The organism is Microcystis wesenbergii NRERC-220, from assembly GCF_032027425.1.
GTDB lineage: Bacteria > Cyanobacteriota > Cyanobacteriia > Cyanobacteriales > Microcystaceae > Microcystis > Microcystis wesenbergii_A.
Genome location: NZ_JAVSJA010000001.1, coordinates 454,146 through 470,340, shown reverse-complemented (window position 1 = coordinate 470,340; position 16,195 = coordinate 454,146). Strand labels below are relative to the sequence as shown.

Annotated in this window: 16 protein-coding genes and 3 pseudogenes; 7 read left to right on the top strand and 12 right to left on the bottom strand. The window is 42.3% G+C overall.

Going from position 1 to position 16,195, the window contains the following annotated elements; genetic code table 11:
* Window positions 1-16 precede the first annotated feature (16 nt).
* On the bottom strand, window positions 17-529 hold the full coding sequence (locus RAM70_RS02380) for a hypothetical protein (RefSeq protein ID WP_312672139.1): 513 nt from the start codon (window positions 527-529) through the stop codon (window positions 17-19).
* A gap of 112 nt (window positions 530-641) precedes the next feature.
* On the bottom strand, window positions 642-1,127 hold the full coding sequence (locus RAM70_RS02375) for an allophycocyanin subunit alpha-B (protein ID WP_002769830.1): 486 nt from the start codon (window positions 1,125-1,127) through the stop codon (window positions 642-644).
* 232 nt (window positions 1,128-1,359) lie between these two features.
* On the opposite strand from RAM70_RS02375, the gene RAM70_RS02370 reads away from it, so the two are divergent.
* Window positions 1,360-2,145: a slipin family protein gene (locus RAM70_RS02370; protein ID WP_190356574.1), complete on the top strand. Its 786-nt coding sequence runs from the start codon at window positions 1,360-1,362 to the stop codon at window positions 2,143-2,145.
* A 155-nt stretch (window positions 2,146-2,300) separates the two neighbouring features.
* Here the strand turns inward: RAM70_RS02370 and gorA are convergent, their stop codons facing one another.
* A complete protein-coding gene (gene gorA, locus RAM70_RS02365; RefSeq protein ID WP_312672133.1) occupies window positions 2,301-3,653 on the bottom strand; it encodes a glutathione-disulfide reductase in 1,353 nt (450 codons plus the stop codon).
* Between the two features lie 175 nt (window positions 3,654-3,828).
* Here gorA and dacB point away from each other — a divergent pair, with 175 nt between their 5' ends.
* Both dacB and glgA read left to right on the top strand, forming a co-directional pair.
* Complete coding sequence (dacB, locus tag RAM70_RS02360) at window positions 3,829-5,253, top strand: D-alanyl-D-alanine carboxypeptidase/D-alanyl-D-alanine endopeptidase (protein WP_312672131.1); 1,425 nt, start codon at window positions 3,829-3,831, stop codon at window positions 5,251-5,253.
* 219 nt (window positions 5,254-5,472) lie between these two features.
* Window positions 5,473-6,951, top strand: a complete 1,479-nt coding sequence (gene glgA, locus RAM70_RS02355; RefSeq protein WP_312672130.1) for a glycogen synthase GlgA — start codon at window positions 5,473-5,475, stop codon at window positions 6,949-6,951.
* Between the two features lie 211 nt (window positions 6,952-7,162).
* Here glgA and RAM70_RS02350 read toward each other — a convergent pair whose 3' ends face one another.
* Genes RAM70_RS02350 through trmB form a run of 3 tightly spaced genes read right to left on the bottom strand, consistent with a single transcriptional unit; the run spans window position 7,163 to window position 9,260 of the window.
* Window positions 7,163-7,963, bottom strand: coding sequence for a tetratricopeptide repeat protein (locus tag RAM70_RS02350; protein WP_045359844.1), 801 nt, complete (start codon window positions 7,961-7,963; stop codon window positions 7,163-7,165).
* Between the two features lie 19 nt (window positions 7,964-7,982).
* Complete coding sequence (locus RAM70_RS02345; RefSeq protein WP_190381441.1) at window positions 7,983-8,591, bottom strand: hypothetical protein; 609 nt, start codon at window positions 8,589-8,591, stop codon at window positions 7,983-7,985.
* 33 nt (window positions 8,592-8,624) lie between these two features.
* Window positions 8,625-9,260 (bottom strand): tRNA (guanosine(46)-N7)-methyltransferase TrmB, encoded by a 636-nt coding sequence (trmB, locus tag RAM70_RS02340; RefSeq protein WP_312672127.1) that lies wholly within the window; start codon window positions 9,258-9,260, stop codon window positions 8,625-8,627.
* Between the two features lie 65 nt (window positions 9,261-9,325).
* Here trmB and RAM70_RS02335 point away from each other — a divergent pair, with 65 nt between their 5' ends.
* Together RAM70_RS02335 and RAM70_RS02330 are read left to right on the top strand one after the other, a co-directional pair.
* Complete coding sequence (locus RAM70_RS02335) at window positions 9,326-10,414, top strand: metallophosphoesterase family protein (protein ID WP_287999420.1); 1,089 nt, start codon at window positions 9,326-9,328, stop codon at window positions 10,412-10,414.
* Between the two features lie 355 nt (window positions 10,415-10,769).
* Window positions 10,770-11,255 (top strand): hypothetical protein, encoded by a 486-nt coding sequence (locus RAM70_RS02330; protein WP_045359851.1) that lies wholly within the window; start codon window positions 10,770-10,772, stop codon window positions 11,253-11,255.
* Window positions 11,256-11,647: 392 nt separating this feature from the next.
* Here RAM70_RS02330 and RAM70_RS02325 read toward each other — a convergent pair whose 3' ends face one another.
* The 4 genes and pseudogenes from RAM70_RS02325 to RAM70_RS02310 form a co-directional block, all read right to left on the bottom strand.
* The gene (locus RAM70_RS02325; RefSeq protein WP_045359852.1) at window positions 11,648-12,322 is read right to left on the bottom strand and encodes an HAS-barrel domain-containing protein; all 675 of its coding nucleotides are present in this window, start codon (window positions 12,320-12,322) and stop codon (window positions 11,648-11,650) included.
* A 2-nt stretch (window positions 12,323-12,324) separates the two neighbouring features.
* A complete protein-coding gene (locus RAM70_RS02320) occupies window positions 12,325-12,519 on the bottom strand; it encodes an NAD(P)H dehydrogenase subunit NdhS (protein ID WP_002759298.1) in 195 nt (64 codons plus the stop codon).
* A gap of 100 nt (window positions 12,520-12,619) precedes the next feature.
* Window positions 12,620-13,420 (bottom strand): annotated as a pseudogene (locus RAM70_RS02315) (HNH endonuclease); the annotation flags it as partial.
* 698 nt (window positions 13,421-14,118) lie between these two features.
* A pseudogene (locus RAM70_RS02310) lies at window positions 14,119-14,314 on the bottom strand (transposase); the annotation flags it as partial.
* Between RAM70_RS02310 and RAM70_RS02305 the strand changes: the two are divergent.
* Window positions 14,281-14,472, top strand: coding sequence for a hypothetical protein (locus RAM70_RS02305; protein WP_312672120.1), 192 nt, complete (start codon window positions 14,281-14,283; stop codon window positions 14,470-14,472). The pseudogene RAM70_RS02310 and the gene RAM70_RS02305 overlap by 34 nt on opposite strands.
* A 21-nt stretch (window positions 14,473-14,493) precedes the next feature.
* Here RAM70_RS02305 and RAM70_RS02300 read toward each other — a convergent pair.
* Both RAM70_RS02300 and RAM70_RS02295 read right to left on the bottom strand, forming a co-directional pair.
* Window positions 14,494-14,979: pseudogene (locus RAM70_RS02300) on the bottom strand (IS630 family transposase); the annotation flags it as partial.
* Window positions 14,925-15,365, bottom strand: coding sequence for an IS630 transposase-related protein (locus tag RAM70_RS02295; protein ID WP_312672026.1), 441 nt, complete (start codon window positions 15,363-15,365; stop codon window positions 14,925-14,927). The pseudogene RAM70_RS02300 and the gene RAM70_RS02295, both read right to left, overlap by 55 nt.
* A gap of 327 nt (window positions 15,366-15,692) precedes the next feature.
* On the opposite strand from RAM70_RS02295, the gene RAM70_RS02290 reads away from it, so the two are divergent.
* The gene (locus RAM70_RS02290) at window positions 15,693-15,956 is read left to right on the top strand and encodes a HypC/HybG/HupF family hydrogenase formation chaperone (RefSeq protein ID WP_045359865.1); all 264 of its coding nucleotides are present in this window, start codon (window positions 15,693-15,695) and stop codon (window positions 15,954-15,956) included.
* Window positions 15,957-16,195: the final 239 nt, after the last annotated feature.

Sequence of the window (16,195 nt, the reverse complement as noted above, 5' to 3'; positions counted from 1 at the left end):
AAGATTAGAGATAAGATTAATCAGTAGTAACTTGATGAAATTCGTGACCCCAAAGATTATAAGCCCAAATTCCCAAGCCAAAACTACCTAAGCAGAGAATGGTGATCATCAGGAAAACTTGCCACCTATTGTAACCTGCTTCCTGAAGTTCTAGACGACCGAGGATAGCAGCAGCTAACAGAATTAAAACTCGACTAAATACCGCCCACTTGTGGAAGATAAAGACTACCGCCAAAGACCAGCCGAGAATTGATAATACAGCGCTAATATCGTTTTTAAACCAACTGCGGAAAAATACCGGCATTAAGTCACTAAACAGAGTTAATCCTAGGGCAATTGAGAGGATAACCCCTACCGCTAGGATATAGATGATGATTTCTAGCCATTCGCTGGTGAGAGTCCAATTCATCTCATCACCGCGGGCAAGTAACCAATCACTCCATGATAAACGCTCATGGGCGATCGACCAGCCAAACAGCCCATAGACCGATGGTATTAGAAAAGTAAGTAGTATAATGCGCCAAAACATAATCAGTTATCAGTTATCAGTTATCAGCACTGAAAAAAGTCAAGCCTGAACCCTGAAAGAGACGAAAATTGCCCCTTTTCAGACTTCAGGCCCCTGGGATTGTCCCGATCGCTTAGGACATATACTGGATGATAAAGTCGAAGTAGGGGGCTGCTGCCACGGCATCTTCTTGAGTCAAAAGAGCTAAAGCGGCCTCTTTGAGACAACGAATCGCTTCCACCATGCCGGGGATGGGAACATTAAGAGAGTTATACATCTCTTTGACCCCAATCAGGCCGGTTTGTTCGATCGGTCCTTTGTCTCCAGCTAATACCCCATAGGTAACTAGACGCAGATACCAACCATAATCGCGCAAGCATTGATTATATTGACGCTGACCGTAGGCGTTACCCCCCGGCGCTCTATAATCAGGACGTTTCTTGAACAGTTGTTTTTGAGCCTGATCGACGATTTTTTTCTCATTTTCAGCGAGAGTCTCGGCAATGCGAATTCTCTGCTCACCGGTTTTTAAAAATTGCCCGATACCCTGTAGTTCACCACTACTAGGATAACGAAGTTCGTCGTCGGCTTTGAGGATGACTTGGCTAACTACGCTCATAATATCAAGGTAAATTCTGATAACATTCTGTAGTTTATCTCAGGTCGGGGTCTGGAAGTCGAGTCATCCCTGCTGGTTAGGCAATTCCTAAAAATTGTAATATTTCGTTATGAGTTTCCCCGACAGCCCGGTTACTCTCTAGAATGAATGTATTAGTGGTCAGGAGCGAGGAGATGGCAATTGAGATGTCACCGCACACTGATTAACTTGAACCCGATAAGTGGTAATTAATATGGAATTTTTAGCACCCTTGCTATTGATAGCGGGCATTCTGGGATTAAATGGCTTTAAAATCGATCGAGAATACCAGCGTGGTGTTATCTTTCGCCTAGGTCGTTATCAAGACACCAAAGGCCCCGGACTGTACTGGATCATTCCCCTAGTTGACCAAAAAATGCAGCTGGATATTCGCACCAAAACCGTCGATATCGCCCCGCAAGAAACTGTCACCGCCGATAATGTCACAATTAAGGTTAATGCGGTTCTCTACTATCGCATTATCGACCCTAGCAAAGCGATTAATAAAGTCGAATCCTATCCCGCGGCCGTTTATCAAGCGGCCATGACCACTTTAAGAAATGTCGTCGGTCAAAATCATCTCGATGATGTCTTGCAAAAACGGGACAAAATCAATCAAGCGGTCCAACAAATTGTCGATGAAATTAGCGAACCCTGGGGCATTGATATCGAACGGGTGGAGATGAAAGATGTGGAAATTCCCACCGGTATGCAGCGGGCCATGGCCAAGGAAGCGGAAGCATTGCGAGAAAAACGGGCCCGTTTGATTAAAGCTGCCGCAGAACAGGAAGCCTCCTTAAAATTAGCGGAAGCTTCCCAATTAATCATGGAAAACCCCGCCGCCTTGGAATTACGCCGCCTACAAATGTTAACGGAAATTGGAGCGGAAAATAACACCAGTACCGTGATTATGCTCCCCTCTGATATCTTAAATCTCGCTCAAAAATTAACCGAAAAACCATCACAAAATGGCTCAGTTGTCAATAGCCAAAAAGGTTGATTTTTAATCATAAAGATTGGGTGTGTTAGGTTGGTTTAAGTAAGTGGTTATAATTAAATTGAAGATAGATTTTGTCTTTGATCCCCCCTGCCCCCCTTAATAAGGGGGGTAGCTGACAATTTTTAACACCTATCTAACACACCTAAAATTGTTAATTAACGCATGGTGACGAATTCCTCGGCAGCACTGGGATGAATGCCGACAGTGGCATCAAAATCGGCTTTTGTCGCCCCCATTTTTACGGCAATGGCTACTCCTTGAATAATTTCGGCGGCGTGATCTCCCACCATGTGCGCGCCAAGGATTTTACCACTTTCCTGATGGACAACTAATTTCATCAAAGTTTTGTCCTCTCGGCCTGGTAAAACATTGTAACCGGGGCGGAATTTAGACCGATAAACTTTAATTACCGTGTCACCATATTGTTTTTTTGCTTGCAATTCCGTTAATCCCACCGTCGCCGCTTCAGGAGTAGAAAATACTGCCGAAGGAACGTTTTCATAACTCATTAACCGGGGTTTATTACCAAAGACTGTATCGGCAAAAGCTCGCCCCTCATTAATCGCCACGGGAGTTAAATTAATTTTATCGGTACAATCGCCCACGGCGTAGATATTATCTTCACTGGTTTGGCTATACTCGTTGACGACAATTGCCCCTTTTTTTACCTCGACATTGACATTCTCTAAGCCCAATTTTTCCAGCTTAGGAATTCTTCCAGTAGCGGCTAATCCTAGGGCATCAACAAAGAGCATTTCTGAGGTTTCTTTCCCCTGAATATGTACCTTTAACCCCTCTTCAGTTTTCTCGATCGAAGTGGGGAAAGTTTCGGGCATAATTTTAATTCCCTGACGGATCATTTCCCCTTGAATCTCATCGCGGATATCCTCATCAAACCCTCTTAAAATCTTGTCTTTACGGATTAACTGCACCACTTCTGTCCCTAATCCGTGCATAATACCGGCAAATTCTACCCCAATATATCCCGCCCCTAAAACTATAATTCTTTTCGGTTGTTCTGGCAGTTGAAACATGGCATCAGAAACTACTGTATGTTCGATCCCCGGAATATCAGGTTTAACGGGATGTCCCCCCACGGCAATTAAAATTTTATCGGCAGTAATTTTCTGATCTCCCACCTCTAGGGTATGGGTATCAATAAACTTGGCATAATTAGGAAAAAGCGTCACTTGAGAATTATCGAGCATCTTTTGATAAATGCCATTTAAACGGATAGTTTCCTGATTAACGGCACTAATTAATTTTTGCCAATTTAACTGACTCTCTACCGGACTCCAACCGTAACCTTCCGCATCCTTAAATAGTTGCGGAAAACGACTAGAATAAACCATTAATTTTTTGGGAATACAACCGCGATTAACACAGGTTCCTCCCAAACGATCGTATTCTGCTAATCCCACTTTTGCCCCGTATTCGGCTGCCCGTCTAGCGGTGGCAATACCACCAGAACCACCACCAATCACCAATAAATCAAAATCATAACTCATAAAAATATCCTCGCGAATAAATAGAAATTTGACGGCATCAAAAAACTTTCTGGGCAAAAAAGGATAGAGAATATCTCGGATCAATCCCTAACTGAATCTATCGAGTAACTAGGACAATATAGTCACTAATGCTGCTAAATTAGAGCCAATTTGACTACTGCCAAGACTTAATTCTATGCTAACACGCCGCTCGAAATTATCTTTTCTCTTGGGAACTTGTTCCCTATTTCTCTGGGTAAACCATCCCGTCACCCTCGCAACCCCCATCAGTCAAGACAATTCCCCCCCTTCCCAGTTTATCTGTCCCGCAGACTTAGCCACCAGGATCGATCGCATTTTGGCCCGACCCGATTATCAAGGCGCTTATTGGGGAATTTTCGTAAAATCCCTTAATTCTCAGGAAAATCTCTATAGTCTCCACGAAAATAACTTTTTTACTCCCGCTTCTACTGCGAAATTATTAACCACTGCCGCCGCTTTCAGCAAATTTAACCGCGATTATCGTCTGAAAACCCCCATTTTAGCCCAGGGCAACCCCCCCGATTTAGAAACTTTAACCTTAGTCGGGAGGGGAGATGCAACCATAACCACAGAAAAGTTAGAAAAATTAGCAGAAAAGTTAAGAGCAAGGGGAATTAACTCAATTTCTCGCTTAATTGTCGTTGCTAGTCCTTTTGTCGTCTCCGATAGTCAAAAAACCTGGGAATGGGAAGATGTCTTTTTTGACTATGCTGTACCCGCTTCTAGCTTGGTTTTAAACGAAAATTCCGTCACTTTAAAGCTTTTACCGCGACAATTGGGGCAAAGCTTAGATTTACAATGGTCTGATCCCATTGCCGCTAAACAATGGCTAATTGAGAATCAAACCAGCACCGCAGGGCAAGGAAGCCCGAATACTCTGGCAATTAAGGGCAATTTAGCCAATAATCGCCTAATTATCACTGGTTCTCTGGCTATTGATAGTCAAGATGATTTTAATTTAGCTATTCCCCAACCCTCGGAATATTTCCTGGCTCGCTGGCGTAATATCCTTGAAAAAGCGGGAATTACCGTTAAAAACGCAGAAATTAGTTCACAGATTCTCGGCCATGAGATCACCAATTTAGAATCAGAACCCCTAGCATATTTGGTGGAAAAAGTCAATAAAAATAGCGATAATTTACTAGCCGAAACCCTACTACAAATGCTCGGCGGTGTGTCGGGATTGCAAGAAACTTTAACAAAACTGGGAATTAACAGCGATAGTTATAAAATCGGCGATGGTTCGGGGCTATCACGACAAAACCTGATTAAACCTAAGACTTTAGGGCAAATTTTACAACTAATGGCAGAAAACCCTGATTATCGTCGTTCTTTAGCCATTGGCGGCATTGATGGCACTTTAACCAATAGATTTCGCCAGACTCCCCTAGAAGGACGATTACAGGCAAAAACCGGGACATTAACCGGAGTTGTCGCCCTCGCTGGTTATCTAGAAACCGCCGACAATCAACCCCTAATCTTTAGCATAACCGTCAATAACAGCGATCAACCCGCCACTACTCTCAGAAACGGCATCGATGAGGTGATTTTGCTCCTAGGACAGTTAAAACGCTGTTAATCTTTAGGAGATAGGGAGATAGGGAGATAGGGATTTAGGGAAATTTCAGCTAAATTCCCCACTCCCCAATTCATAATTCATAATTCATAATTCATAATTCCCACTTCCCCAACCCGCAACTAATTCGATTGATCGAGTCATTTAATCACAGAAGCTTGTATACTTTTGTAAAAATTGCTTCTAGCTGACCTGTAGATTAATCGAGGGAGTTATTGATATATGTATATAGTTCAGGTTGCCTCTGAGTGCGCCCCGGTGATTAAAGCTGGGGGATTGGGGGATGTGGTATATGGATTGAGTCGAGAATTGGAAATTCGCGGTCATTGCGTGGAGCTAATCCTACCCATGTATGATTGTATGCGCTACGACCAAATTTGGGGCTTACACGAGGCTTATCGCGATCTGTGGGTGCCTTGGTACGATGGGGCAATTCACTGTAACGTTTTTTGTGGTTGGGTACACGGGCGCTTGTGTTTCTTTATTCAACCCAATTCGGGGGATAATTTCTTTAATCGCGGTACTTACTACGGTTGTAAGGACGATAATATGCGTTTTGCCTTCTTCTCTAAAGCCGCTTTAGAATTTTTGCTCAGAAGTAATAAACGTCCCGATATAATTCATTGTCACGACTGGCAAACCGGTTTAATTCCGCCCTTACTTTTTGAAATTTATAAATATCATGGTATGGGCAATCAGCGCGTTCTCTATACCATCCATAACTTTAAACATCAAGGATTTGGCGGTGCGGAAATTCTCCGGGCAACAGGATTAAATAACGATACTTACTACTTTAGCTATGCCCGAATGCGCGATAACTTCAATCCTTTTGTGATTAATTTTATGAAAGGTGGCATCGTCTTTTCCAACTATTTCAACACCGTCTCACCTCACCATGCTTGGGAAGCACACCACACCGATGTTAGTTACGGTTTAGGTCATACAATTCACCTGCATCAACACAAATTTACCGGCATTCTCAACGGTTTAGATTACAATATCTGGAACCCGGAAGTGGATAAATTTATTGCTGCACCCTACGGTATTGATAGCTTCTCCGAGAAGGCAGGCAATAAAAAGGCACTGCGAGAAAGACTCTGGTTAAGAGATGAGGCAGAAAAGCCCTTAATTTGTTATGTTGGTCGTTTAGATGACCAAAAAGGCGTACATTTAGTTCACCATGCCATGTATTATGCCTTAGCTCGCGGGGCGCAATTTGTCCTCTTAGGTTCCGCCACCGAATCGTTAATTAATAACTGGTTCTGGCACGAGAAAAATCACCTAAATAATAACCCTGATGTCCATATTGAATTGGGCTTTAATGAGGAATTATCTCACCTCATTTATGCGGGGGCCGATATGATTCTGGTTCCCAGTAATTTTGAACCTTGCGGACTGACACAAGTAATCGGCTTAAAATACGGAACCGTTCCCATCGTCCGGGGAGTTGGTGGTTTAGTTAATACGGTTTTTGATCGCGATTATGACACCCATCACCAACCGGAAGAACGCAATGGTTTTGTCTTTTTTGATCCCGATAATAATGCCCTCGAATCAGCCATGTCCCGGGCATTAGAATTGTGGTACACTCAACCGGAAGAATTCCAAAAATTAGCGATTCAAGGTATGGAATGCGATTACTCTTGGAATGGTCCCGGGGAAGAATACGTTGCCCTCTATGAAATGATTCGCCACAAATAAACTGCATCTTGTCCCTAGCAATTCCCTGGCATTTGTCAACAGAAATTCAAGGAATAGATTTGTTGAAATTACCCGGGGAATTGCTAGACTTTTGACCGATTCCTGACTCCTGATGACCGACTCCGTTCGGACCTCGGCGTGAGCTCGGTCGAACGCTGAGCTCACGGCCGAAGCCTAACACCACCAACAAACTTTTTGCCGCAAACCCTACCTAGTAGAGCAGAAATGTTAACTTTGCTTGGTATTCTTGGGTGAGGGGATGACTAACTCCTAAAATCTGAAATATGGCTAACATGGCTTTTCTTGCCCCATCCTGACGATATTTTCTACTTTCTCCCACCACGCTGATCAGTTTATCTAAAGCGGCGGCATAATCTTCTTTTAATGCGGAATTAATCCCAGTAAAAAATATCGGATCGAGGGGATTATTTTCTGGTTTTAACTGTTGAAATTCTAGGAGAGTTTTCCAACCTTTGATCGGTGGATTTTCTTCTTTAATAGCACTGATTAATCGGTAAGCATCTGACCATTTTTCTAGACGCATGAGAAATTTTACCGCCATAATAACTAATTGCGGTTCGTCGGGATATTTGGGAAAAAGACGATCGAATAATTGTTTAGCTGCGGGCAAATCATCGAGGGCGATCGCTTCTTGTATTTCTGCTAATCCTGTTGCTAATTCCGATTGTAAATCGAGACGGTAAAATAAGTCTCTAATTTGTTCTTCTGGCAAAGCACCGACAAAACAGGGTAACACTTCTCCCTTGCTGACAATTCGCACATCTGGAACTCCTTCTACATCGTATTGTTCGGCTAATTCGGGACTTTTATCTATATCTATTTTGGCCAGGATAAAATTATATTCACTTGCCAGTTTTTCCAGCATCGGTTTTACCAATTTACATGGTCCACACCACAGGGCATAAAAGTCTAAAATCACTGTATTTAGATAGGACTTCTCGATCACTTCACTGTCAAAATTTGTCCCATCTACATCGATAGAATATCCCATCTATTTCTCCTCTAATAACTTATTTTTCAGATAGTTTTGTCTCACTTACCTCTTTTACCCAAAGGGCTAATCCTCCCCCTCGTCCCCGGGCTGCCATCATTGTTTCTGTGATCAGGAAATAGGCAAAAAATGCCTGTTTTTTGATACTTTCCTGATAAAAATTAGCTTCACTTACCTGCCCATTTCTAATAAAACCTGAATAGAGAGAGCGATTAAATAGGGTTAGGTTGAGCCGGGTAAAATCAAAGGCGAGAAGACGGGTTTTAGGAAAAAACTTAACTGGACCGCTTACGGATAGTTTTACCGCCCCTAAAACTATCTGATTGCTGACGCTTCCAGAGATAAATTCTCCCGGTTCTAAGCTCTCATTTCTTTGGTAAGAGATGGTAATTTTTAACCAGGACGGTAGATAGCGACCCTTACCCAAAACAATTCCCGCTCTCTTTTTCGCTTTTTGAGTTCCTGTGATAAAGTATAATCGCCAAGTACCGACTAAAGCCTCAAAAGTAAGATTTTCTTTAGTTTTTTTAGTGTTTTTTTCTTTGGTTAAGAGAAATTCCAGCAATTGAGAGACGGGGGGGCGATGATTGTCCTCAAGTATTAGGGGTGAGTCGAGATTTCTAACCATGATTTCAGACAGTGCCAAGATATTTAGCTGAAGCTACCGAACTCGAAAAAGCGAGCGATAAACTGGTTGACCCTTATTATAAGTGGACTTTTCCCTTTCCGTCGGTACGGGGAAAATATTTTCCTCTAACCAGGGGGTTTCATGTTGCCGAACAAAATTGGGATGTGCTTGAAATCTCTCGGTCATTTCCAGGGCGATCGATTCCACATCCGACTGTAAAAAAACCCAGCCCCCAGCTACCATATACTTAGCCAAAGCTATTACTAATTCTGGCTGCACAACTCGACGCTTACTGTGACGCTGTTTAAACCAAGGATCGGGAAATTGAATCGACACCCAAAATAACTTATCTGCGGGCAAAGATTGCAGTAAAATTTCTGGGGAAACATTCATATTGCCAAAAACAAAAGCGAGATTACTTAATCCTAACCTTTCCCGTTCCTGATTCGCTTCAATTACCAAAGGTTGACGAATTTCAATCCCCAAAAAATTAATTTCTGGATATACTTGGGCCATTTGTAACAAAAATTTACCCCGCGCACAACCAATGTCAAGATGGAGAGGTTGCGTCATATCCTGATAAACTTGATTCCAATCGGGGGGAGCGATCGGATGGCGATATTTATGACTTAAGGGATTGACGTGCTGACGAACGCGAACTTTAGCCAAAGATATTTTCTCCTCATTTCTCCTCGATCGATCTAGTTTACCGATATTTAGCCCAATTCAATGCGATGAATTTCCGTTTCGCCATTCTCAGCGATCCTCATATCGCTTTACCCACAACCATTTTAAACCATTCTAATCGCTTTCATCTGGTGGAAGTGAGTATTCCCGCTTTAAAAATTGTTTTAGACCATCTCATCACCCTTAACCTCGATTTTCTGCTGATTGCTGGCGATTTAACCCAAGATGGTGAACCAGAAAATCATCGTTGGTTAGCCGATTGTTTAGCCACTTTACCCTTTCCCGTCTATGTTGTGCCGGGTAATCATGATGTTTTGAGTTTAACCGCAACAGAAAACCAGATCGGTTTAGCAGATTTTCCCTTTTATTATCAACAATTTGGTTACAGCGACCCCGAACAAATATACTACCAAAAAGAAATTTTACCCGGAGTGCAATTAATCGGTCTTAATTCTAATCAATTCGATGACCAAGGTAAACAAATTGGCAGTTTAGATGCAGAACAATTGCATTGGTTAAAACAGATTTTACCAGCGCTAAAAAACGATCTAGTGATGGTGATGATCCATCATAACGTTATCGAGCATTTACCCGGACAAAGCAATCATGAATTAGGTAAACGCTATATGTTGGCTAATGCGGTAGAACTACTCGATATACTACAGGAAAACGGCGTAAAATTGTTGATTACTGGCCATCTCCACGTGCAGGATCTGGCTTTTGCTAGAGGTATCTATGAAATTACCACCGGTTCCCTCGTCAGTTATCCCCATCCCTACCGGGTGCTAGAATATTGCGAAAACACGGTTGAATTAGCCATAGAATCCTTTCATCTGCAAAATATACCCGGATGGGAGAATTTACCCGCTATTTCTCGGCAATGGTTAGGCGATCGCTCTTATCCTTTTATGATGCGTTTGTTAACCTGCCATCCCCTCAATCTTCCCGTGAGTCTAGCGGAGGAATTAGCCCCGAAATTACGAAATTTTTGGGCAGATGTGGCCCAAGGTGACACAATCTTCGATTTTAGCGATTTTCCGCCCCTAGTACGCCGTTATTTCTACGCTTTCAGTGCCATCGATCCCCTCGGCAATCCTCATTTTATCGACAATCAAGCTGTAATTAGGGTTTGCTGAAAAAGCTTTTCCTAGGGGCAGGGTGTGGGGTGTGGGGTGTGGGGTGTGGGGTTTTACCGATTTTCAGGTGGTCAATTACCTAATTTTCAGGGAAAAAGTCCAGGAATTTTCCCCCTAATCACTCCAAAGGTCGGCACTTTTTGAGGGAAAACAAGTCTAAAAGTCTTATACAACAAGGTTTTTAGATTTATTCATCAAGCCGTAATTAGTTTCAAGCATCAGTTCAGTTATCAGCGATCAAACTTGCTGGTGGAGATGAGAGAATAGCTGCAACAAATAATTAACTATAGCTTATAGTTATAGGACTATCCGGCAGCGCAGCCGCTATATTGGCAGAAAATGTCAAAAAAAATCAATGGAAGCAATTAAAAAGGAATTGAAAAAAATCGGTTCTCTTACCCTCTTTTTTTTCTTGGCTTTCGGTTATATTCTTCTGATCATGAAATTATTTCTGGAAGAGTATTCGATTACCACCTACGTTTTGGGTAAAGCGATCTTAGGGGCGATCATTGCCGCAAAAACCGTGGCCATTCTCGACGTGGCCCTGAAGCTAGAATGGTTAGAAAATCGACCCCGTTACCTTAGCGTTCTGTATCGAACCTTTGTTTACACCCTAGCAGCACTGATTCTCGGCTCGATCGAGGGTTTTCTGGAAGCTTATCGGATAACGCGGGTAATTTCGGAGGCAATGGCCAAATTTTGGCAAAGGGAAAGTTTCTCTCAAATCCTTGCGGTTACTCTCTGTCTCGCAGTGGTTTTTTGTCTCCACAATCTCTGGCACGAAATCGATCGCTCTTGGGGTAAAGGCAAATTGAGAAAATTTTTTCTCGGTCGCCCCTAGAGTACAGCAGTTATCCTAATGGTGAAGTTTTTGGGGAGTTGGTCGTCAGGAGACAGGGATTTAGGGAGATAGGGAGATAGGGATTTAGGGAAATTTCAGCTAAATTCCCCACTACCCCCCGCAACGCGCACGCAGTGACCACCCCACTACCCCAACACCCCACACCCTGCCCCCACGAAAAACTTTTTGCCGCAAACCCTACTTATGATACTTGACCAATTTTTGAACTTAGAAGGAATCTCTATTCAAGGCTATCGACACCAACATTCCCTACATTTGCGAGAATAGCCAAGGGTTGCTGATTTTTTTCTTAACCACAAAGACACAAAGGACACAAAGAGAGGGAGTGAGGGATTTTCACTACTCTAAGAGCGCCCAGATAGCCGAATAATCTAAGCGTGAATATGAATTTGACTAAGAATATAACGCAAGCGATCGTAATCATCTTTGAGTAAAACACTTAACTGTCTGCCCACATTTACTAACCACTGTCGATCGGCTTGACGTAATTGATACATCTGACGGATAGAAGCGGCTGCCAAAGCTTCCACGGGAGTATTCTTGACCTGTAATAAAATTCTTAAAAAGTCTAATTGTTCGCTAAAATAAACCACTTCTAACGACTCACATTGATAAACTGCCTGATGAATTTGTGGAGGCCGGGGAGGAATATATTGATAGATATAACCTCGCCCGGCACCATTGCCATTAACTTGTCCAGGCAGGGTTTCAAAACCGACAATAGTTGCCCGAAATTCCGTTTTTAACATAGCAAAAATCTGCGGCTGTTGTTCCCGCAATTCAGCCAAAGACAACCCCAAAGCTCTAGCGCGATGTACCGAATCGATGGGGGCAGTGGTGGCAAAGGTGACAATCCCAAAAATCTTATTACCCGTTTCTTCATCGTAGGCTTTCACCCAACTACCAAAAGCGGGCATAAAAGGAAAGTTTAACTCCTCTGGTTCCAAACATTGCGCTAAAAACTCGGTCGTCGTCGTCTCGATAACTTCGGCGATATGATCGGGATGGCGGTTATCCGTAGCCAATTGCGGTAAGGGTGGACGCATGGTTATTTTTTGCCTTTAGCCGGGGCAATAATTACTTCTTCTAATTCCGAGAGATTAAAGGTAACTAACTTATCCCAGTTGCCCCCCTCAAAAAGAACGGCCACTTTCCCATCGCTTAAACGCTGGGCTAAACCTTCAAATTTATAGTAGGTATCATCGGGATTGGTGACTCGAACGGTACTACCTGGCAAAATCATAGGATTGACGACGAAATTATAATATTAGGGGTCGAGAAGGTCGTCACCGACCTCCCCTCCCATTCAGAACCGTGCGTGAGATTTTCACCTCACACGGCTCCTAGTTTGACTGTTCCCTTGTTAAGGATACAGCTTGACTTCTTTTGGTTAACCCTATGTTATCCTGTTTAACAGATGATGTCAAACTAGATGATTTTAGGCTTCCATCAGATGCCGATTTATCATCGTGACAGTGGCGGTGTAGCAATTGAAGGTTTTTATATTCATCCTTTCCGCCTAAGCTGAGAGGGTGAATGTGGTCAACTTCAATTAAATCCGATGGGGTGAAATACTGCCTACATCGGCTACACTTGCCTTGTTGCTTCTTAAGTAGTTTGGCTACTCTTGTCGGTGTGTCGATTGCTTGTCCTCGTCTGGTCGCCCAGTAAGTCCAATTTCCGTCGTAAGGTGATGCGTCGGGGCGTACTAGGGTATGTCTGACGATTGAGGTCCAATTGTGTTTCCATAGTTGGAGACCGTCTTTGGTTTTAAATAACCAAGATTCTTGTCTTTCTTTCCCATTGCTGAGTTTAACTGTACCCGGTCTAAAGTAGTTTCTCAGCTTTTCGTAGTTCGCTTTATCGCATCTTGATACTGTCCATGCCCTTAACATTAACCAGATTGTATTGTCTAGTTTATTGAAGGTATCCATAGATACTACTCCTGAGTAGTAGTTAGCCCAACCTCTAATGATTGGGTTTAAGTGACTAATCAGGGCTGATTGAGGTGCTGTTTTGTGTTTTTTGATTACACCTTTAATCGCTTCTGTGTGGGCTTTAACTGCTTTTTGGTTGGGTTTGATGTGGGTTTTGTGACCAATTAATTGGCTTCCTCTCCCTCCTGTTTTCCCAGATTTGTACTGGGAGCATCCCACTTTTGCAATAAGCAATTGTACTTAGATACGAAATACTTATATGGCAAGCCTTTTCGGGAGTTCATAGATTTTCAACGGTTCTCTAAATTGTGTGATTGGAACCAGAATCGTTACTACAAAAGCCTTCTTACCCTTCTGAGCATTTATACTCATTACATAATTGGGATGCTCCCGGTGTCGATAGCCTTGAATAGAGGTTCCTTCTAGGTTCAAAAATTTGTCAAGTATCATAAGTAAAATACTCTGGTTTTTGGCTATTATATCAAATCTTAACTCGATTGTCTATCTTTTGGTATTAACCTGTTTGTGTCTAAAATCTCTCCCTGTATAAATTTCAGCTATTTTTGAGCGTAGGCACTATCATCGAATTTTATTTTAAGTTAATTATTTGCATAACAATTACCGAAGAGCCTGAAGTTTCAAGAAGTGCCTATTCCTTACTGATTCATAGCTTAATTCAGCAACGTCAATAACCCAACGGTTTTCATCTGATAGTTTTCCGCCAAAGGGCAGTTCAAATGATTCGGGTTCTGATGGAGTTGCTGTCGAGATACGATACATCCGTACTGAATAAAAAAAAGTGCCTGGCTTTTAGGGGATTTTACCTTTTTTTGGGCCTTTTTTCTCGACTTTATTGAGTCGAAACCTTTTTCCTATCGGCATTTTAGGCTTTTTCAGCAAGCCCTAATTAATGCTGCCAATGCCACCCTAAATGGTAAGGCGGGCGCACCCTTGTTTTCGGAGAAGCATGCGCGCGTATTCTTCTTCAAATTTTTGCCAGGGAATTAAGTTGGTCATAATAACCCAACGGTTTTCATCTGATAGTTTTCCGCCAAAGGGGAGTTGAAATGATTCGGGTTCTGATGGAGTTGCGGTGGCTATTCGATACTTATGTACTAAAAAGTGCTAGGCTTTTAGGGGATTTTACCTTTTTTGCTGCCTTTTTTCTCGACTTTATTGAGTCGAAACCTTTTTCCTATCGGCATTTCAGACTTTTTCGGCAAACCCTAGGTACTTACAAAAGTTTTACCCTTGCCTAGATATGGCATAGAACGAGTTAGTTAGGACAGATGCCTGAAGGCTTTACTCACAGCATCCACAAGGTTTTCACTATCATTGATAATCTGACTAACATAGTTTTTCAATCTAGCCCAGAACTTTTCAATTTTGTTGATATCTGGAGAATAGGCGGGTAAAAATAGCACTTCACATCCCGCTTTAGCTAACAATTTTTTGATTCTCTCTTTGGGATGAAAACTGGCGTTATCAATGATGATAATTTGACCGGGTAGTAGTTCGGGTAATAGCAATTGTTCTATCCACTCACACACCAACTCTGTATTACAGTACCCCTCAAACACCATTGGCGCGATCGTGGAACCACGCCACCAACCGCTGATCACACTAACTCTTTCGCTACAGTGACCTAACTTTAAAGCCTCAAATCTTTCTGATTTGTGACAATATCCATAAGGGTAATCGATGGTGTTATCTATTCCAGCTTCATCAATATAGACAAATCTTTCCGGGGCATAACCTCTGATTTTTTGGAGAAACTCTTTTCGGGCTTCTTCATCTCTTTCTCTGTAGCCATAAGTTTTTTTTTTCTAGTAAATCCAATTCTTTTGAGCGCTTGACCAATTCTCATCCTACTGACTGGGTTAGCCCATTTTTGCGCCATTTTTTCTTGGGTCAAATGCCCATATTGTTCGGCCAACTTTTGAAAGGCTTCTAAATCGTCAATTTTGGGCTTCGGCCCTCGACGATAGTTAGTTTTAGCGGCCACCGTCCCAGTTTGTTTCTTCCGTTTCAGCCATAGGTCTAATGTATTACGACTAATATTGAGGGTGCGACAGACATGGCTTTTTTTCTCCCCTCGCTCTACGGCACTCACTGCTTTCTGTCTTAAATCATCACTATAGGGTGCTGCCATGAAAGCTTCTCCTCATTTCTTTTTCTCTATTATGTCCTAACTATCCCGCTCTTTGCTATACTATCCAGAGTCTGGGACAGGGGAAATCTTAAAAAAGATACGGGAAAAAAGCTGTTCTTGAGGGCAATAGTCCAGAATGGCAGGTAAGACCAAGTAAAAAGGATAACCTTTGATTACGTTTTCCTTTTGGGGAGCCAGTCGTCGGGAGTCAATACCAAATTAGCTTATACTTCATCTTTATGAGAAGGGCTGTCAGTTGATATTACTGCAATCTCTAGCCCAAAAATCGGCGCATAATTAACAAAAACTAGATTTAAGGTAAAAACTATGTGTTTAGGCATACCGGGACAAATTACGGCAATTATTGATGAAAACCATCATCTTGCTCTCGTCGATGTGGGGGGTGTAAAAAGAGAAGTAAATATCGCTTGCATTGTTGATGAAGACCATCCTGCTAATACTTGTGTAGGGGATTGGGTATTAGTTCATGTGGGTTTTGCCATGAATCGAATCGATGAAGATGAGGCGCAAGAAACCTTAAATTTATTAACACAATTAGCGGAATTAGAGGAAGAATTTAATCATAATTAATGTTCTTAAAGTAGTCACCCATAAATTAATGCTGTTGTCTATCTTAAGAAATGTAAGTTACGGCAATTATTACTGACGACCGGCGACCGAATCCAGTAAGCTAAGACGCATTTAAACCGCTTATTCTTAGATTAGCCGAACCTCCCCCAATCCCTTTACTGTTGCAAGAGTGCAAGAGTGCCTTTTGCCTCGTCTCAACAAGCAATTTAAATTACGAACAGCTTATTAACTTTACTTTT

Bases quoted from the DNA above. Each gene is read 5' to 3' on its own strand.
- RAM70_RS02290 (WP_045359865.1), top strand. From the start codon at position 15,693: ATGTGTTTAGGCATACCGGGACAAATTACGGCAATTATTGATGAAAAC.
- RAM70_RS02320 (WP_002759298.1), bottom strand. From the start codon at position 12,519: ATGATTTTGCCAGGTAGTACCGTTCGAGTCACCAATCCCGATGATACC.
- dacB (WP_312672131.1), top strand. From the start codon at position 3,829: ATGCTAACACGCCGCTCGAAATTATCTTTTCTCTTGGGAACTTGTTCC.
- RAM70_RS02345 (WP_190381441.1), bottom strand. From the start codon at position 8,591: ATGGTTAGAAATCTCGACTCACCCCTAATACTTGAGGACAATCATCGC.
- RAM70_RS02375 (WP_002769830.1), bottom strand. From the start codon at position 1,127: ATGAGCGTAGTTAGCCAAGTCATCCTCAAAGCCGACGACGAACTTCGT.
- RAM70_RS02380 (WP_312672139.1), bottom strand. From the start codon at position 529: ATGTTTTGGCGCATTATACTACTTACTTTTCTAATACCATCGGTCTAT.
- RAM70_RS02335 (WP_287999420.1), top strand. From the start codon at position 9,326: ATGAATTTCCGTTTCGCCATTCTCAGCGATCCTCATATCGCTTTACCC.
- RAM70_RS02330 (WP_045359851.1), top strand. From the start codon at position 10,770: ATGGAAGCAATTAAAAAGGAATTGAAAAAAATCGGTTCTCTTACCCTC.
- RAM70_RS02305 (WP_312672120.1), top strand. From the start codon at position 14,281: ATGATTCGGGTTCTGATGGAGTTGCGGTGGCTATTCGATACTTATGTA.
- RAM70_RS02325 (WP_045359852.1), bottom strand. From the start codon at position 12,322: ATGCGTCCACCCTTACCGCAATTGGCTACGGATAACCGCCATCCCGAT.
- RAM70_RS02370 (WP_190356574.1), top strand. From the start codon at position 1,360: ATGGAATTTTTAGCACCCTTGCTATTGATAGCGGGCATTCTGGGATTA.
- RAM70_RS02350 (WP_045359844.1), bottom strand. From the start codon at position 7,963: ATGGGATATTCTATCGATGTAGATGGGACAAATTTTGACAGTGAAGTG.
- gorA (WP_312672133.1), bottom strand. From the start codon at position 3,653: ATGAGTTATGATTTTGATTTATTGGTGATTGGTGGTGGTTCTGGTGGT.
- RAM70_RS02295 (WP_312672026.1), bottom strand. From the start codon at position 15,365: ATGGCAGCACCCTATAGTGATGATTTAAGACAGAAAGCAGTGAGTGCC.
- glgA (WP_312672130.1), top strand. From the start codon at position 5,473: ATGTATATAGTTCAGGTTGCCTCTGAGTGCGCCCCGGTGATTAAAGCT.